Below are 17,876 nucleotides of genomic sequence, written 5' to 3' on the forward strand. Positions count from 1 at the left end.
ATCTGTTCCCAAAATATAGTTCATAATTTATCCTTCTCCTTTGGTATAATATAGATTAATTATACCAAAATTGACAGATTATTAATAGTTTTTTATAGGTTTTCGCACAGCCTGCCGGGGGTCTTTGTTTAATAATACCAGGAGTTGTGCCACACTTTTTCTTAGGATCTACATAAGCTGTATTAGGTAAACTTCAAATATCAAATTCAACATTCTTTACTAGTATAAAACAGAAGGTCACTATTGAGTTTCAATCCAATAGTGACCTTCTGTTTTATACTATATATCTTCTTGTTCAGTATTTATTTGTTTTTGTTCAAGAATCTCTTGACGATTATTAAAAATTATATGTCTAATAACTTCCTCTATGAAAATAAAAAAAACGATTCTTGATTTTTCATAGGGCTTAAAATTATCTGGTTGAAGGAATTTTGACATCCAAAAAACCTTATTATAATTAGTTAGTAAGGACGCATTGTATTCTTCAACAATCAATAAAACTTGACAGCCTTTTTCTTTTGCAAGGCTGTTAATTCGTTCGAAAGACTTGAATTTACCTGTTGTAGAAAAAATAACAAGTAGACTTTTATCATCAATTAAACTTTCCGCAGAGATCTCATCAGGTACAGCAATAACAAACTTATTTGTGTTGATCCGCAATTTGTATTCAAAATATTGGGTACAAATAAAAGAAGGGCCATAACCAAAAAGAATAATCTTTTTATAAGAATTTATAAGTTCAATAAATTCATCAACCAAAGATATATCAAAATCGTCTATAAAATTTTTAATTCGCTGCAGCTCTATTGAAGATTTGTTTTCAGGAATGCTCTTACCATATAAAAAATCCATATATTGCTTATAATTGTTAAATCCAAGTTTTTTTACAAATTTAGAAATCTTAGACATAGAGCAATCACAAGCCTGAGCTGCTTTTGTTATTGTAATATTGGTATCAGTTTTTGAGAGTGTAATAAGAGTTTCATTAATCTTTTTTTCTAGTGGATTCAATTTATTAAAGTCAATATTTATCATAATCACTATTAGATAATCATTATCAGATAATCTAAATATACCCCTTTTCTTACTAAGTAATTTAATAACTACTTGTGTTTTGATTGTAACACTAGTGAAAGTGTTAGTAAAGTCTTTAAATAACAATATTCAATATAATGTGGAAAGTTTTCCACTTAAAAAGAAAAATACAAGATAAACCGAATAATTTTCCATAAAAATGTTGACATACAATTCTGATTATAGTATTATATTGTTGTAGACAGAATGAATTAGAAATTAAGGAGGCAATGTATATGAATAAGGAAAAAATATTAGAAGATTTAAAAAGTATTTTATTAGAAGAGCAAATCAATACAAATTATGATGATTTGTATGATGCATCTGCAGATCGCTATAAAAAATATGCAAAAGCTAAAAAAGTATTAGATGTACCAATGCCTACTGCAATTGTGTTTCCAAAGTCTGTGGATGAGGTCAGATCGCTTTTAATGTATTGCAATGAAAACAATATTAATGTAATTCCAAGAAGTGGTAAGACTGCCACAGAAGGTGGTCTAGAAAACTGGAAGGAACTAACACTTGTAATAGATGGTAAGTACCTGAATAAGATTATTAAAATTGATGAATATAATATGCAAGCAACGGTACAAGCAGGTGTTCCTCTACAATTAATTGAAGATGAACTTAGAAAAGTAGGGTGTACAACAGGACATTCTCCACAATCTAAACCAGTTGCGGAGTATGGTGGCCTGGTAGCAACAAGAAGTATTGGACAATTCTCAACTTTGTATGGTGGAATTGAAGATATGGTAGTAGGACTAGAATGTGTTTTCCCAGATGGACATATTTCAAGAATTAAGAATGTTTCACGTCGTGCTGGAGGTCCTGATATAAGGCACATTATTATTGGCAATGAAGGAACATTATGCTATATTACAGAAGTTACGGTTAAAATATTTAAATTTTTCCCGGAGAACAATAAGTTTTATGGATACCTTGTAAAAGATGTTGAATCTGGAATTAAAGTATTAAGAGAAGTTATGGTTAATGGGTATCGTCCATCGGTTGCTCGAACATATTCGGAGGAAGATGCAAGACAACATTTCTATCACTTTTACAAAGGTAAATGTGTATTAATATTTATGGCTGAAGGAAATAAAGAAATGGTAAATGCTGTTTGTACTGGAATTGAAGATGCTACTGAAAAATTCAAGGATAGCATTATTGAAAAAGTTGATAGCAAACTTATAGAAGATTGGTTTAATCATTTGAACTGGTCGCAGCAAGATATTGATGATGAGTTCCAAGGAATGATTGATAATGATAAGCATGATGGATATACAACTGAAATTTCAGCTAACTGGGAGATGCTTCCTAAAATATATGATAGCGTTTTAAAAAGGATTAAAACTGAATTTAAGCGTCCAAACGATTTGACAATGCTCGGTGGACATTCATCTCATAGTTACATAAACGGAGCTAATATGTACTTTGTTTATAATTATAATATCAATTGTGCACCAGAAGATGAAATGAGAATATACCACCATCCAATACAGACAATTATTGTAGAGGAAACATTAAAACTTGGAGGGTCTATGTGCCACCACCACGGAATTGGCAAGTTTCGTAATGAATGGACAAAAGCAGAGCATGGCTCAGCATATTATATGTTAGAAAAATTAAAAGAAGCTTTTGATCCAAATGGCATAATGAACTTTGGAACTATTTACCCACAAGAAGAAGGTATTAAATATCAAAAATAACAACTAATTTTATAGTTAAATAGTATTTGCGCTATTTGCGCAAATACTATTTATAAAAACAAACTACTTTCATAGGCTTAAGAGTAAATTACTAGGTTAATGTTATGCCACAAGAAAAGGATTACAAAACTTAAAGTGTGCCTAAAAAACACTTTAAAATAAAAACAAATTATTGAGGGGGGCAAATGCATGTTTAATAAAAAATTCAAAAGGTATTTTCAATTTATGCTAATTGTTTTAGCGGCAGGAGCAATATTTCCTATCATTTATTTAAAGACAAATTATCAGGAAACTCTTTTACAGGTTTTCAATATGACATTACCTCAATTAAATTCTATTTATTCTGTACTTGGAATTGTATGGGTAGTTGGTTATTTTCCAAGTGGCTTATTAAGTGATAAGTTTTCTGCCAAGTGGTTATTGTCTATTTCACTTATTGGAACAGCAGTAGCTGGCTTCTGGTTTGCTCAAATTCCTAGTTACAGCAATGTAGTTGTTATTTACGGTATATGGGGTGTATTCTCCGTATTTACATTTTGGAGTGCTCATATGAAGATTGTTAAATTACTTGCGAGGAAAGAAGAAGAAGGTAGGTTTTTCGGAATACTTGATGGTGGACGTGGTGTAGTAGAAGCACTACTTGCAAGTCTTGCACTTTATATTTTCACTAAGGTAATGGGAGGAAGTACAGATTTAGTAGATAAGAGGTCAGCTATAGTATCAATTATATATATGTACTCAATAGTGGTATTTGTGGTTGGTATACTTGTTACAATCTTTGTTGAAGATGATAAGAAGGCTGGCTACCAAGCAGGCGATGGTGTAGCTCCTAAACAAAAGGTTAAGTTATCAGATTTTGCATGGGTATTTAAGAATAAATATGTTTTTATAATGGGTGGAATTATATTCATGTCCTATGCAGTATATTGGACAGTTTATTACCTTGGAGGATTCCTACAAACTAACGTTGGTGTTGATGCAGTAAGTGTAGCAACTATTATGTTAATTGTTCTTTGGATGAGACCTATAGGTGGAATAATCGGGGGATTTTTAGCAGACAAGTTTGGAAAAGAAAAAACTCTTACTTGTGCACTTTTAGGTGCGGTAGTATGTCTTCTCTTGATAGCGCTATTGCCAACCAGTTTAAGTAAGAATACGTTCTATGTGTTAATTGTACTTGGAGGAATATTCTTATATGCCATTCGTGGTACTTATTGGTCATTACTTGGTGACGCAAAAATTGACGACAAGATAATGGGAGCAGCAATAGGATTAATATCTTTAGTTGGATACTTGCCAGATATTATATTGCCAATATTTAATAGTGCGTTATTTAAGACATTTGGAGACAAAGGTGGATATAATGCATACTTCATAGCAAGTGCAATAATGGGCAGTATTGGTATAGTATTAGTAACAGTGTTTACTACCCTTAATAAAAAGGAGAAAGTTAAAGTTGAAAATAATTTGTCTAGTTAAATTCATTCCTGATGTGGATAACTTTACCTATGATTATGAAAAGAATGTGCTGGTTAGAGAGAATGTAAAGTTAATCCTTAATCCAGAGGATGCCTGTGCCTTAGCTTTTGCTCTAAAAATAAAAGAAAAAAATTCAGACACTTATGTTGAGATAGTCAGTATGGCTCCACAAAGCACTATTCCTCTTATAGAGGATTTGCTGAGACTGGGTGTTGATAGTGCTACACTTATATCTGATAAATTTTATGTGGGTAGTGATACTTATGTAACTAGTAGAATTATAGCCAAGTATTTAAGAGAAGAGGAATATGATTTTATTCTTACTGGAAGTCATTCCTTGGATGGTGATACTGCCCATATCCCGGCGCAACTTGCTGAAATATTACAAATTAGCCAGATATCTAATATTGTGAAGGTTTATGAGGAGAGTTTAGAAAAGGACAGTGTGATAGTTATGGTTGACTGTGAAAAAACCTTCTCAAAATACGAGATGGCACTTCCAAGTGTTCTAAGTATAGGAAAAGAGAGTAAATATAAATTACCTTATGTAAAATACAAGGATTTAGAGCTTAATGTACGAGATAGGATATCAGCAATTACAAATGAACAATTGGAGTTTCTTCAAGATGAAGTTGGCATCCAGGGGTCATTAACGAAAGTAAATAGAACCTTTGTAAGGAAGCTTGATAAGAAAGAAAAAGTGGTTGTGCGTAACGATGAAGAAGGAATTGAAGTGGTGTATAAATTTTTAAAAGATAAAGGATTTGTTTGATTATGAAAAGAAGTTTAATCTACTTTGATGAAGAAGATTTTCAGAATTCCATAGATTTATTAGAAGTAGTAAATCAGATGTATAAAGATAGTGAATATGAAACCTATGCTATTTGTTTTAATCATGATGAGGTTGTAATTGATGGGAAATTTGATTATCTAATTAACATTCAAAATGAAGAGATAAAGAATTATGATATTCAAAACATAACAAATTGCATAGAAGAATTACATCATATTTATGATTTTGATAGCATACTAATTCCGGCTACCTACTTAGGTAGGATGCTTGCACCGAGACTATCAATGAGACTTAAAGTGGGCCTAGTTGCAGATGTTACAGCCATTGAGCATAATAATGGTGGAGTAGAGATGGTAAGACCGGCATTTAGTGGTAAAATTTACGCTGGTATTGTTAACAAGAATTGTAAGACCACTATGATGAGTGTACGACCAAATGTATTTGTCTATACCACAGATTCTTCCAAGAAAACAGAAAAAATATACTTTAAACCAACTAGCGTGCAGCCAAGCAAAATTAGATTAATTGAAACAATAGAAAAAGAAAGTGTAAAAGATATAAGAGAAAGTGAAGTTTTGGTTTCTGGTGGAGGGGGTGTAATAGAAGATTTTGGACATCTAGATTTATTAGCCCATGAATTGAATGGGATGGTGTCTGCTAGTAGAAGCATCGTTGATAGTGGTATTGCTTCGCGAAGTATTCAAGTAGGGCAATCAGGAAAAACTGTGAGTCCCAAATTATACATTGCATTAGGCATTTATGGATCACTTCAACATATTGAAGGATTAAAAAATGTTGAAAATATAATTTCAGTAAATATAAATAAGGATGCGCCTATTTGTAGTTTGGCAGATATTGTTGTTGAAGGAGATGCCATAGAGTTTATTGATAAGTTAGTAGAAAAAATAAATAAAAATAGAATTTAGGGGGAATAAAAATGAATATTACAGATTTTCAAATGGATTATTTTTCTTTAGAAGGTAAAAATGCAATTGTGACTGGTGGTAACACTGGCCTGGGTCAAGCATTTTCTCTATCACTGGCAAAAGCAGGAGCAAATATATTTATGCCAAGTGTTATGCCGGATGACGCAGAATTTAATAAAATAATCGAAGCAGAAGGTGTAAAAGCGGTATATATGGAAGGTGACATAACAAAACCAGGGGTTCCTAAGGCAATAATTGATAAATGTGTTGAAACATTAGGCTCAGTGGATATTTTAGTAAACTGTGCAGGAATCTGTTTAATTAAACCAGTACTAGAGTTTGGTAGAAAAGAATGGGATCCAATGATAGCTATTAATCTTACAGCAGCATTTGAAATGACTCATGAAGCTATACAATATATGATTCCACAAAAGAGCGGTAAAATTATTAACATTTGTTCAATGTTCTCTTTCCTCGGTGGACAATGGTCACCAGCTTATACTGCTTCAAAGGCAGGTATCGCTGGTTTAACAAGAACATATGCTGATGAATTAGCACAATATAATATTCAAGTTAATGGTATTGCACCAGGCTATTTTAAAACTAAAGCTGCAGAATTTTCAATGAATGATCCAGAAAGAAATAAAAGGATTATGGACCATACACCTGAGGGCAGATGGGGAGATGTTCATGATTTAATGGGATCAACAGTATTCCTTGCAAGTAAGGCTTCTCAATTTGTAAATGGTCATGTTTTAGCAGTTGATGGTGGTTACTTATTGAGATAGTAGCATAAAGTAAATAATAACCTGGCATAGGAGGAAGCGTATGATAGATAAGTATATTATAGCAATTGATGGTGGAACACAAAGTACAAAGGTAGCCATTTTTGATACATTAGGAACAGAGGTTTGCGCTCATACCATAAAGCTTCGAGAAATTGAACTAGGTGAAAACGGTAAGGCAGAACATCCTGGTGATGACTTGTGGGATAGCTTGAAGCTGGCCTGTGATGAAATGTTCAAAAAATTTCACGGTGACAAAAGAGACATTATAGGAGTTGGACTTGGCTCCATTAGATGTTGCCGCGTACTGGTTAAAGAAAATGGTGATTTGGCATCGCCTGTACAAAGCTGGATGGACCTCAGATTATCAAGACCTTACGAACATGATGATGATAATGTGAAGTATGTTACGACTACAACAGGTTATCTTACTTATAGACTAACTGGCGAGACCAAGGATACAAGGTCTAACTATGTAGGGCCTTGGCCAATAGATCCAATGACTTTGGAATGGTTTGAAGATCAAGAAAAGTTTGATGAATTTAATACACCAAGAGAAATGCTCTTTGATCTTGTTGATCCTTCGTCGATTATGGGAAAAATTACAGCTCAAGCTAGCATGGCAACAGGTATACCAGAAGGGTTACAAGTGGTGTCAACGGCAAATGACAAAGCAGTTGAAGGGCTAGGTGCAGGTCTTGTAAATGATGGGACAGTGTTAGTGTCCTTAGGTACTTATATTACTTCAATGATGGTTGGAGAAGAAAATAATCCAAGTACAGTGAACTACTGGAGTAATCCAGGAGCTACCAAAGGAGATTGGCTTTATGAAAGTAGCGGTATACGCCGAGGTATGGCAACTGTTACATGGATAAAGGATCTTTTAGGTAGTGATATTGTTAATGAAGCTGAAAAGAGAGGTATGTCACCAGAAGGGTATCTTAATGTTTTAGGAGCGGAGGTTCCAGCCGGATGTGATGGTCTTTATACAGTGCTTAACTGGCTAGCTTGTCCTGATAAGTTACATCAGCGTGGCATGATAATTGGGTTTAACGGTAAGCATAAGGGTCAACATATGTTCCGTTCCATGCTTGAAGGTATCGCATTTACAATGAAGAATCATGCTGAGGCTATGTGTGAAGAACGAGGTATAGAGATATCTAATATTGTTGTTAGCGGTGGTGGATCAAATGGAGAACTCTTTATGCAAATATTTGCTGATGTCTTTGGCGTACCGGCTCACAGAAATGTGGTAAATGGGTCTGCTAGCATGGGTGCTGCAATATGCACAGCATTGGCACTTGGCGTTTATAAGGAAAGGGAAGAAGCAATTGAGCATATGGTGAAACGTAGAGACACTTTTATGCCAATTGATGAAAATGTAAAGATTTACAAAGAGATGAACGAAAATGTTTATAAGCATATCACAGATTGCACTGATGAACTTTTAAAGAAATCACATAAGATTTTTGAAGAGAGGTTATAAAGACTTTAAATTGACTTGCAATGAAAAATGAGTAAAAAATAATGAATGACTAGCAAATAGCCTTTTGGTTATTTGTCGGTGCATTCATTATTTTGCATTAGATAAAGAGGTGTAAATTTGATAAATGAAAAGACCCAAAAAAGAAAACTTTTAATATTAATCACAAATGATGATGGTATAGATTCGCTAGGATTACACGCTCTAGCTGAGTCACTATAGCAATTCCTTTTAATGAACAAAAATCCAATGATTTTAAAACCATTGATTGGGAGATGGAAAAATACCATATTAGAAAAATGGTGGATAATATTATCAAATATGGAATGCCACAAAACGTACGTATATTGAATGTTAACTTTCCGGAAGGTATTGATGAATCAACAGAAGTGAGATTGACGAAACAAGCCTATATGAATTATGGTGAATATTTGTATCCAGATAAACGTGATTTCACGCAACAGCTCATGGGATACACACTGGAATAACAGAATTGCCAGAATCAAATACTTATTTTCATGGAGAAAAAGTTGAATTTGGTACAATTTGTTAATTGGTACTTGAGAATAAATCTCTAGAATTGATTGAAGAAGTTATTAAATTTTGTTTAAGCATAGGATTGCCGATTACTTTAGCAGAAATAGGAATAGAGGATTTAGATGAAAAAATAAGTATAATTGCTAAGAATTCATTAGATCAAATATTGTCAGAGCCATCCTTTCTATATGAATCGATGTTGTTTGATGCAATAAAGATGGCAAATGCATTAGGAAAAAAGTACAAAAGTGAAGTGACTCCATAATAGGAGTTTGCTTTTTCATAGCAATAATACTGTTGAAATAATTTATGGGAGGTTATTATGAAAAATAAATTAGGATTTAAAAGTATTAAACCTATTGTGTTTTTTCCAGCATTTATATTGCTTGTAATAGCTATTGTTTTAAATTTTGTTAATTATGATGCTTTTTTAAAGGTTACTACTATGGCTAAAAATTTTATGACAATTCAATGTGGATGGATATTTAGTTTAGCAGGAATAGCATGCGTTTTGGTTATTATTGCTGCTTATTTTTCGCCGCTAGCAAATGTTAAAGTTGGAGGACCTAATGCACAACCATTGCTTAATAAGAAGTCATGGTTTTCAGTAACTCTATGTACTACTATTGCAGCAGGTATCTTATTTTGGGGGACAGCTGAGCCAATTTGGCATTTGGCATATCCACCAACTTCTTTGGGGATTAAGCCAATGTCTCCTGAAGCAGCTAAATTTGCTATGGAAACCTTATTTCTTCATTGGACATTTGTTCCTTATGCAATTTATGCGGTTCCAACAATTGTATTTGCCTTTGCATATTATAATATGAAAAGATCATTTAGCGTTGGATCAGAAATATCACCTATCCTTGGGAATCGTGATCAACATAAATTTGATACTATTATAGATGCAGTTATTTTATTTTCAGTTGCAGCAGCTATTTCTGCATCATTTGGTACCGCAGTTATGAATATGGGCGGTGGAATTAATGCTTTATTTGGCTTTAATAATGGGAAAGGGCTATGGATAATCATAACATTATTTGGGACTATTGCATTTATAATTTCTTCAGGTACTGGTCTTTTTAAAGGAATTAAGATATTATCAGATATAAATGTATACATATATTATATAATTATTGGGGCCATAATATTGCTTGGACCTACAGTATATATGTTTAGTCTAGGAACTGAGGCTTTTGGCGGATTTTTAACAAATTTCTTTGGTAAAGCGTTATTTACAGGAGCAGCAGCATCAGATACATGGGCGAGTGGTTGGACAACATTTTATTGGTCCAATTGGATGGCTTGGGCACCAGTAACTGCAGTGTTTTTAGCTAGAATTTCCTATGGATACACAGTTAAAGAAGTAATTACTATGAATTTTATAATTCCTAGTGTATTCAGTGCAATTTGGATGACAGTTTTGGGAGGTACAGCAATTAATTTTCAAATGACAGGTAAGGTAGATATACTTAAGATTATGAATGAACAAGGATCTGCTGCAGCAGGGTATGCTGTGCTAGATAATTTACCATTTTCAAAACTATTAATAGCAATTTATTTAATAGCAGTATTTATTTCTTTTATAACAGCCACAGATTCAACTACAAATGCAATGGCAAGTATTTGTACAAGTGGAATTACAGATGGAAAACAAGAAGCACCTTTATCTATTAAAGTAATATGGGGAGTAATAGTTGGTGCTGTGTCTTTAATTTTTATATCAACATTGGGTATTGATGGTATTAAAATGCTTTCATACTTAGGCGGATTCCCAGCTCTGTTCTTAGGAATTATGAGTATAATTTCTTTATCATATATTATGAAAAATCCAAGAAAATTTGATATTTATTCACAAAAGGATAAGAATAAGTTTGAAGACTAAATTAATGAATAAAATCGTCTTAGGGTAATGAAAAACTAGAAAAAAATAATGAATGACTGACAAATATCCGTTTTGCTTATTTGACAGTGCATTCATTATTTTACATTAGATAAAGAGGTGTAAATTTGATAAATGAAAAGACCCAAAAAAGAAAACCTTTAATATTAATTACAAATGATGATGGTGTATACTCTCCAGGTTTATGTGCAGCTGTAGAAGCTGTGCAAGACTTGGGGAATTTACTTATAGTTGCTCCAATATCTCAACAAACCAGTATGGGGCGATCATTTCCAAAGAGTAACGATGTTGGAATTATAGAAAAAGTCAAAATAATGGTAAATGGATTTGAAATAGAAGCTTATGGTGTGCATGGTTCGCCAGCTCAAGCAGTATCTCATGGTGTATTAGAGTTAGCATACAAAAAACCGGATTTATGTATCAGCGGTATAAACTATGGAGAAAATTTGGGGCTTTCTATTAGTTGTAGTGGAACTGTGGGAGCGGCTTATGAAGCAGATAGTTATAATATACCTTCTATTGCTGTTTCTAAAGAGGTGGATTTAAGGATACAGCATAATAGCGATTATAAGGAAATGGATTGGGAAGTTTCGAAAAAAACACTTAAGGATATAGCCACTGAAGTATTGAAAAATGGATTTTTGGATCAGGTTAGCATTTTAAATATTAATGTTCCAGAGGGAGCAACTGTAAATACAGATATTAGAATTACAAAGCAAGCTAGAAGTAATTATTCAACGTTTAAAAAACCAGAAATAAGAGATTATAATATGAGCTATATATTGAAATCTCAATTGGATGTAGATATTGATAAAATAGCTAAAAATAGTGATGTGTATGCAATTTACGTTGATAAAGTAATTTCTATTACACCTCTTACATGGAATTTGTCTGTAAACACAGATTGGAAATATAAAAACACATAATCTAACAATAATAATTAAGTAAAGTAGAAATAATAATGGTTCTCAATCACTATTCTTCACTAGAATCTCGTAAAAATGAAAGTTGGTAAAGTGTAAATTCTACACTAACCGGCTTGCTTATTATGGATATCATAGCTCTAGATATTTTACAAAACTATTTAAGAGCATCACTGGTTTAACTCCTTCAGAGTATAAAAAAAGTCTTAAAATTTAATGGAAGCCATTATGGCTTCCATTAAAAATTGTTATATATCAGCAGCATTCTTAAAAATACCCTTAATATTATTAAATTTTAAATACAGCAACTACATCTTTCAATTTATCTGAACTTTCTTTAAGCATTATTGATTGCTCTGCAATCTCTCCTGATTTATTTTTCACCTCTAAGACTCTATTTACTATATCTGTAGTTCCTCCGGCGCCCTCACTTGATGCCTGAGCCACTCCTTCAATTGTACTAAACACATCTTTCATGGAGGCTAATAATTCTTCTGATGTTGCACTAAACTCTGTTACAAGACTATCAACAAAATCCGCATCCTCACTATATTTATCAGCTACCTCAAGCATAGCTTTATAGTCATTTTCCACATCAGTAGACATAAACTCCAATAATGCATTAGAACTATTTGATAAATCTTCTACAGATTCTGTTACCTTTCCAGTTATTTTTTGAATTTGTACGGCTGTGTCCTTTGATTGTTCCGCAAGTTTCCTAACTTATTCTGCAACAACGGCAAATCCTCTGCCTTGTTCTCCTGCTCTAGCCGCTTCAATAGCTGCGTTTAGTGCAAGTAAATTTGTTTGTGCAGTAATCTGCATTATTGACTCTAAAAGCAAGTCTATTTGTTTTACTACTTTTGAATTTTCAATTGCTTTTTCTAATTTAGATTTTGTAACTGTGAAAATTTCAAATGCTCTTTTCTGTCTACCCGCACTTCATTCTTCAAAGCAAAAACTGTTATTAAAAACTATTTATAGAGAATGTACTAGGATGGCGGTATTTTTATGTAGCATTTCAAATACTATTATCTTTCAGTTAATCCACTCTTTATTTTTTTTTTTGTGTTAAATATTATATATCCTTAGATAAACTTAAAAAAGGTACAAAAACAACCACTTTATGGTACAAATATTGCTACAATAAATATGAGGTGATTTTAGTGAGTATTATTTCAATAGATAAGATTAATGAGGTTTTAGAAAGGGAAGATAAGAAAAACCCTTTTTCAGATGAAAAAATAGCAAGTATTATAGGAACAAATCGTGAAAAAGTAACAGAAATCAGACTTAAAAACAATATTCAAGACTCAAGAGAAAGAAGAAAGCAATTTATTTTGGTGGATGGTGAAAAAATAATCAAGGCAGACATAGAAGTATCAGATAGAAGTTTTACTAAGCAACTTAATGAAATGGGATATAAGCTGTCCAGATATGTGGCATCAAAAATAAAGCAGGAGCTAATAGATAAAATCAAAATAGTTTCTAATTGTAAAATTGAAAATAATGGAAATAAAAATTCAAGTATTAATGAAAAGGAAAATAGTTTTGAAAAAGATGAACTAATATCACCAAAAGAAAAATACTCTTTTGATGATATTATCGGAAGCAAAGGAAGTTTAAAAGTTCAAATAAGTCAAGCGAAGGCAGCTATATTATACCCTCCCAATGGCCTTCATACACTGGTCCTTGGTCCTTCAGGAGTTGGGAAAAGTCATATTGTAGGAGAGATGTACAAATTTGCTGCTAAATCAGGAAATTTTAAGAAAGATGCACCTTTCATAGTTTTTAATTGTGCAGATTATGCAGATAATCCACAATTGCTTTTATCTCAACTTTTTGGTCACGTTAAAGGGGCCTTTACTGGAGCAGATTCTGCAAAGCAAGGGTTAGTAGAAAAAGCAGATGGTGGAATATTGTTTATAGATGAAGTACACCGACTTCCAAGTAAAGGGCAAGAAATACTTTTTTATCTTTTAGATAAGGGAATGTATAGAAGACTTGGAGAAACGGAGAGTAATAGAAAGGCAAACATAATGTTGATAGGGGCTACAACTGAGGATCCGGCATCATATCTTTTACTTACATTTAGAAGAAGAATACCCATGGTAATTGAGATACCGGCTATTAATGAGAGACCATTTTCAGAAAGGTATGAAATAATAAAAGAATTTTATTTAGATGAGAGTTTTAGAATTGGTAAAACAATTGAAATAGATCCAGAAGCAATAAGAGCATTGATGTTATATGATTGCCCAGGTAACATTGGTCAATTGAGAAGTGATATACAAGTGGCATGCGCGCGAGGATTTTTAACTTCAAGGATTAATAGAGATACAACTATTCAAATAGGTGTATGTGATTTACCGAATTATGTAAGAAATGGACTGTTTATAGTCGATAAAAAAGAAGAAGATGCAGATAGATTTTTAAATTATAGTCTAATTGTAAATCCTAATAGGTCGGTGGTATCTACGGATAGGGATGATAGATATGTGTTTACAGATAAGATTTATCAATTTATAGAGGAAAGATTTAACGACCTTGAAAAGAAAGGCCTAACACAAGAGGAAATAAATAATATTATTGGTAAACAGGTAGAAGTGGAGATTAAAAGATCGGCTAAAGATGTCAACTCTTGTACTAGCATATCTAAAATAAATCTTAAAGAAATTGTTGGAGAAAAAATATTAGCAGCAACTTATAGTGCTATTGAAATAGCAAAAGACAGTCTAAATAACTTACATGAAAATTTATACTATTCTTTAGCTATTCATTTAAGCGCCACCTATGAAAGGTTAAAAAGTGGCAAAATGATTATTAATCCGCAATTAAAAACTGTGATTCGTGAATATCCACTGGAATATAAAATTGCAAAGGTGATGTCTAAAAGTATAGAAGCAAAAGCTGATAATTTACTTAAGGATATAATAAACCAGGATATAATTATATGTGATTTAGAAGCAAAATCTAAAAGTGATGCCATTGATGCACTAGTTGAATTATTAGAAATACAAGGTTATGTAGATAAAGAATTTATGCTTAGTGTTTATAAAAGAGAGACAATGGGGGCTACAGTTTTAAAGAATGGTATAGCTATACCACATGGAGAGGCAAGCCACGTAACAAAACCTGCCATAGCAATAGCAAAATTATCAAAATCCATAGATTGGGAAGGAAATAATGAGGCAGATATAGTATTTATGATTGCTCTAAAAGAAGATTCGAAAATATATTTTAATGACTTATATAAGATTATTTCTAGTGAAGATGGGCGTAAGGCTATAAGAACTGCAAAAACCTCTGAAGAAATTATGAATGCCATAGCAAAATTCACAATTGTAACCATGTAGTTGGCATGACACTTGCTTATATAATAATAAGAAGAGGTGACTTAGATGAATGTTGATATTAAAGATTTTCCAAAAATTACAGTCATATTAAGAGGTTATGATTATAAGCAAACTAGAAATATTGTTGAAATATTGAGTAACAGTAGAATAAAATCAGTAGAAATAGCTTTGAAAGATTCTAATGCAAAAGATATATTAAAAAAAATCGTAGATGAGTTTGGAGATAAAATACTCATTGGTGCTGGCACAATTTTAACTAAGGAGGATTTGATAGATGTAATAAATATTGGTGTAAAATTTGTATTATCTCCAATAATGTTTTCAGAGGAGCAACTGCAAATTTGCAAAAAAAATAAGGTTATTAGTGTCCCTGGTGCTTTTACTCCATCAGAAATTTATAAAAGCTTTAAAAATGGAGCGGGTATTGTAAAAGTATTTCCTGCAAACACTGTAGCTCCAAAATATTTTAAAGATATTAAGGCTCCACTGGGAGAGTTAAAACTTATGGCAGTGGGAGGTGTAAATGCAAAAAATGCATTAGAATACTTAGCTAATGGAGCAGATTTTTTAGGTATAGGCTCAGGAATTTTTAGTAAGGAAGATGTACTTAAAGGAAATTATGAAAATATAAAAAAAAGTATAGAAAGTTTTGAAGCTGTACTTTATAAATAATTAGAAAATAGGAGGTTTGCTATGTCAATATTTTTCGGTGAAGATTTGATATATAGAGATTTAGAATTTGATTCTAGTAAAGGGTTACTTGAATTCCTTGCAGACTCTCTATATAAAGAAGGTTTTGTAAAAGAAGGTTTTAAAGATGCAATAATGAAAAGAGAGGAAGAATATCCAACAGCGATTCCTGCAGAAGGACTTAAAATTGCGATACCACATGCTGATCACAAATTAGTTAAAAAGGCTGCAATAGCTATTGGAATATTAAAAAATACCATAGATTTTCATTCTATGGAAGAACCGGAGAATATTATACCGGTAAACATAGTTATAATGCTTGCATTAGATGAACCGCATGGACATATAGAAATGCTACAAAAGGTAGTAACACTAATAAAAAACCAGGAAGCAAAACAGGCAATTTTAAAGGCAAGTAGCAAAGAGGAAATATATAAAATATTGGAACCTATTTTATTACAGTAATTTTAAAATTTAGAGGAGGTTATTATCATGAAAAGAATATTAGTAGCTTGTGGAAACGGAATAGCAACATCAACGGTGGTAGCAATAAAAATAAGGGAAGCTTGTGAAAGCGAGAACATTAAGGTTTATGTGGATCAATGTAAATTAATGGAATTGGATTCTAGGGCAAATGATTTTGATTTTGTAGTAACTACAGGAAAAATACAAAATAGTGAAAAAATTAGTGTGCCAATTGTAGGAGCTATGTCAATGCTAACTGGTATAGGAGAAGAAGAGACAATAGAAAAAATTATTAATTTGTGCAAAAATTAATTAATTTTATTCTTTAGAATTTAAGAGGGGGTCTACAAATGATATTTTATAAAATTTTTCATATTCTTTTAGATGCAGGTCCAACCGTTATGTTACCGTTTATGATATTTTTCATAGGTTTAATATTTAAATTAAAACCAGCGAAGGCTTTTAAATCAGGTTTAACAATTGGTATCGGATTTGCTGGTATTAAAATGGTTATTGCTTTATTATCTTCAAATTTAGGACCAGCCGCTCAGCAAATGGTAAAAAACTTTGGTATCCATTTAGATGTGCTTGATGTAGGCTGGGGAGCTATAGCTGCTATTACATGGGGTTCACCAATTATTGCAATATTGATATTTGGAATATTAGCTATAAACATTGTATTGTTGATTCTAAAGAAGACTGAAACATTGGATGTAGATATATGGAATTATCATCATCTTGCAATTGTAGGTGTACTCACATACTTTACTACTAAGAGTGTAGTACTTGGGGTGTTAGCTACACTAACTACTGCGGTAGTTACATTTAAATTATCTGATTGGTCAGCGCCACTCGTTGAGAAGTATTTTGAACTGGACGGAGTTTCGCTTCCAACACTATCTGCAGTTTCTTCTTTGATTATTGCAGTACCATTAAATTGGTTGATGGATAGAATACCATTTATAAATAAGATTCATATAGATATGAAATCAGCAAAGAAATATTTGGGATTATTTGGAGAACCAATGATGATGGGACTTATACTAGGTGGAGGTATGGGGCTACTTGCTAAATATGATATAACTAAAATATTGACTTTGGCTGTAAACATGGCTGCAGTTATGCTTTTATTACCTAAAATGACCGCATTATTTATGGAAGGGTTAATGCCAATTTCTGAAGCTGCAAAGAAAATGACTAAAGAAAAGTTCAAGGGCAGAAAGTTCTTGATTGGAATAGATGCAGCTGTAGTAGTAGGAAATGCTGAAGTAATGACTACAGGACTTATATTAATACCATTAACTATTGGTCTTGCATTTATACTACCTGGAAATCATATGCTTCCATTTGCCGACTTAGCTGTTGTACCATTTAGAATAGCATTAGTAGTTGCTTTAACTGGAGGAAATTTATTTAGAAGTTTAGTTATAGGTATCGCAGTAATGTCTGCAATATTACTTGCAGGAACTAATACATCACAAGCACTTACAGGACTTGCAAGTAGTAGCGGTATCAATTTATCTATGGCCGCTGGTGCATTAATTTCTACTTTCGCAGGAACAAGTTTAACTGTAAGTTTTATAATCTATGAAGTTTTTATAGGAAATTTGCTAATTACAGTACCACTCTTCATAATTGGGTTTGCTGCTATATGGATTTACATGGACAAAAAAGAAAAGAAAATGAAATCAGTGCCTTTAGAAGAAGGGGCTACACTTAATTAAAATTCCAGAAATTGAAAAGGAGATAATCT

Annotated in this window: 17 protein-coding genes and 1 pseudogene; 16 read left to right on the forward strand and 2 right to left on the reverse strand. The window is 32.4% G+C overall.

Features of this window, described 5'->3' with window-relative positions; all coding sequences use genetic code 11:
• Positions 1–279 precede the first annotated feature (279 nt).
• Positions 280–1,161, reverse strand: coding sequence for a MurR/RpiR family transcriptional regulator (locus ACREVU_RS15345; RefSeq protein WP_431552481.1), 882 nt, complete (start codon positions 1,159–1,161; stop codon positions 280–282).
• A gap of 149 nt (positions 1,162–1,310) precedes the next feature.
• Here ACREVU_RS15345 and ACREVU_RS15350 point away from each other — a divergent pair, with 149 nt between their 5' ends.
• The 11 genes from ACREVU_RS15350 (at position 1,311) to ACREVU_RS15400 (ending at position 11,829) form a co-directional block, all read left to right on the forward strand.
• Positions 1,311–2,783 carry an FAD-binding oxidoreductase gene (locus ACREVU_RS15350; protein ID WP_431552482.1) on the forward strand — a complete coding sequence of 491 codons (1,473 nt, stop codon included), beginning with the start codon at positions 1,311–1,313 and terminating at the stop codon, positions 2,781–2,783.
• A 189-nt stretch (positions 2,784–2,972) separates the two neighbouring features.
• Positions 2,973–4,262: an MFS transporter gene (locus ACREVU_RS15355; protein WP_431552483.1), complete on the forward strand. Its 1,290-nt coding sequence runs from the start codon at positions 2,973–2,975 to the stop codon at positions 4,260–4,262.
• Complete coding sequence (locus ACREVU_RS15360) at positions 4,240–5,034, forward strand: electron transfer flavoprotein subunit beta/FixA family protein (protein ID WP_431552484.1); 795 nt, start codon at positions 4,240–4,242, stop codon at positions 5,032–5,034. Before ACREVU_RS15355 ends, ACREVU_RS15360 begins: the two co-directional genes overlap by 23 nt.
• Before the next feature lie 2 nt (positions 5,035–5,036).
• Positions 5,037–5,981, forward strand: coding sequence for an electron transfer flavoprotein subunit alpha/FixB family protein (locus tag ACREVU_RS15365; protein ID WP_431552485.1), 945 nt, complete (start codon positions 5,037–5,039; stop codon positions 5,979–5,981).
• 11 nt (positions 5,982–5,992) lie between these two features.
• Entirely contained in the window at positions 5,993–6,769 is a 777-nt protein-coding gene (locus ACREVU_RS15370; protein WP_431552486.1) for an SDR family oxidoreductase, read from the forward strand.
• Positions 6,770–6,809: 40 nt separating this feature from the next.
• Entirely contained in the window at positions 6,810–8,252 is a 1,443-nt protein-coding gene (locus ACREVU_RS15375) for an FGGY-family carbohydrate kinase (RefSeq protein ID WP_431552487.1), read from the forward strand.
• Positions 8,253–8,524: 272 nt separating this feature from the next.
• Positions 8,525–8,737, forward strand: a complete 213-nt coding sequence (locus ACREVU_RS15380; protein WP_431552488.1) for a hypothetical protein — start codon at positions 8,525–8,527, stop codon at positions 8,735–8,737.
• A 65-nt stretch (positions 8,738–8,802) separates the two neighbouring features.
• On the forward strand, positions 8,803–9,051 hold the full coding sequence (locus ACREVU_RS15385) for a dehydroquinate synthase/iron-containing alcohol dehydrogenase family protein (RefSeq protein WP_431552489.1): 249 nt from the start codon (positions 8,803–8,805) through the stop codon (positions 9,049–9,051).
• 57 nt (positions 9,052–9,108) lie between these two features.
• The gene (locus ACREVU_RS15390) at positions 9,109–10,671 is read left to right on the forward strand and encodes a BCCT family transporter (protein WP_431552490.1); all 1,563 of its coding nucleotides are present in this window, start codon (positions 9,109–9,111) and stop codon (positions 10,669–10,671) included.
• A 125-nt stretch (positions 10,672–10,796) separates the two neighbouring features.
• Entirely contained in the window at positions 10,797–11,615 is an 819-nt protein-coding gene (gene surE, locus ACREVU_RS15395) for a 5'/3'-nucleotidase SurE (protein ID WP_431552491.1), read from the forward strand.
• Positions 11,616–11,697: 82 nt separating this feature from the next.
• Positions 11,698–11,829: an AraC family transcriptional regulator gene (locus tag ACREVU_RS15400; RefSeq protein WP_431552492.1), complete on the forward strand. Its 132-nt coding sequence runs from the start codon at positions 11,698–11,700 to the stop codon at positions 11,827–11,829.
• Between the two features lie 71 nt (positions 11,830–11,900).
• Here the strand turns inward: ACREVU_RS15400 and ACREVU_RS15405 are convergent.
• A pseudogene (locus ACREVU_RS15405) lies at positions 11,901–12,542 on the reverse strand (methyl-accepting chemotaxis protein); the annotation flags it as partial.
• Between the two features lie 236 nt (positions 12,543–12,778).
• Here ACREVU_RS15405 and ACREVU_RS15410 point away from each other — a divergent pair.
• Genes ACREVU_RS15410 through ACREVU_RS15430 form a run of 5 tightly spaced genes read left to right on the forward strand, consistent with a single transcriptional unit; the run spans position 12,779 to position 17,847 of the window.
• On the forward strand, positions 12,779–14,968 hold the full coding sequence (locus ACREVU_RS15410) for a sigma 54-interacting transcriptional regulator (protein WP_431552493.1): 2,190 nt from the start codon (positions 12,779–12,781) through the stop codon (positions 14,966–14,968).
• 45 nt (positions 14,969–15,013) lie between these two features.
• On the forward strand, positions 15,014–15,640 hold the full coding sequence (locus ACREVU_RS15415; RefSeq protein WP_431552494.1) for a bifunctional 4-hydroxy-2-oxoglutarate aldolase/2-dehydro-3-deoxy-phosphogluconate aldolase: 627 nt from the start codon (positions 15,014–15,016) through the stop codon (positions 15,638–15,640).
• A 21-nt stretch (positions 15,641–15,661) separates the two neighbouring features.
• Entirely contained in the window at positions 15,662–16,123 is a 462-nt protein-coding gene (locus ACREVU_RS15420) for a PTS sugar transporter subunit IIA (RefSeq protein ID WP_431552495.1), read from the forward strand.
• A gap of 27 nt (positions 16,124–16,150) precedes the next feature.
• On the forward strand, positions 16,151–16,435 hold the full coding sequence (locus ACREVU_RS15425; protein ID WP_431552496.1) for a PTS sugar transporter subunit IIB: 285 nt from the start codon (positions 16,151–16,153) through the stop codon (positions 16,433–16,435).
• A gap of 38 nt (positions 16,436–16,473) precedes the next feature.
• Positions 16,474–17,847 carry a PTS galactitol transporter subunit IIC gene (locus ACREVU_RS15430; protein ID WP_431552497.1) on the forward strand — a complete coding sequence of 458 codons (1,374 nt, stop codon included), beginning with the start codon at positions 16,474–16,476 and terminating at the stop codon, positions 17,845–17,847.
• Positions 17,848–17,876: the final 29 nt, after the last annotated feature.

The organism is Clostridium sp. (assembly GCF_050717535.1).
Taxonomy (GTDB): domain Bacteria; phylum Bacillota; class Clostridia; order Clostridiales; family Clostridiaceae; genus Clostridium_AD.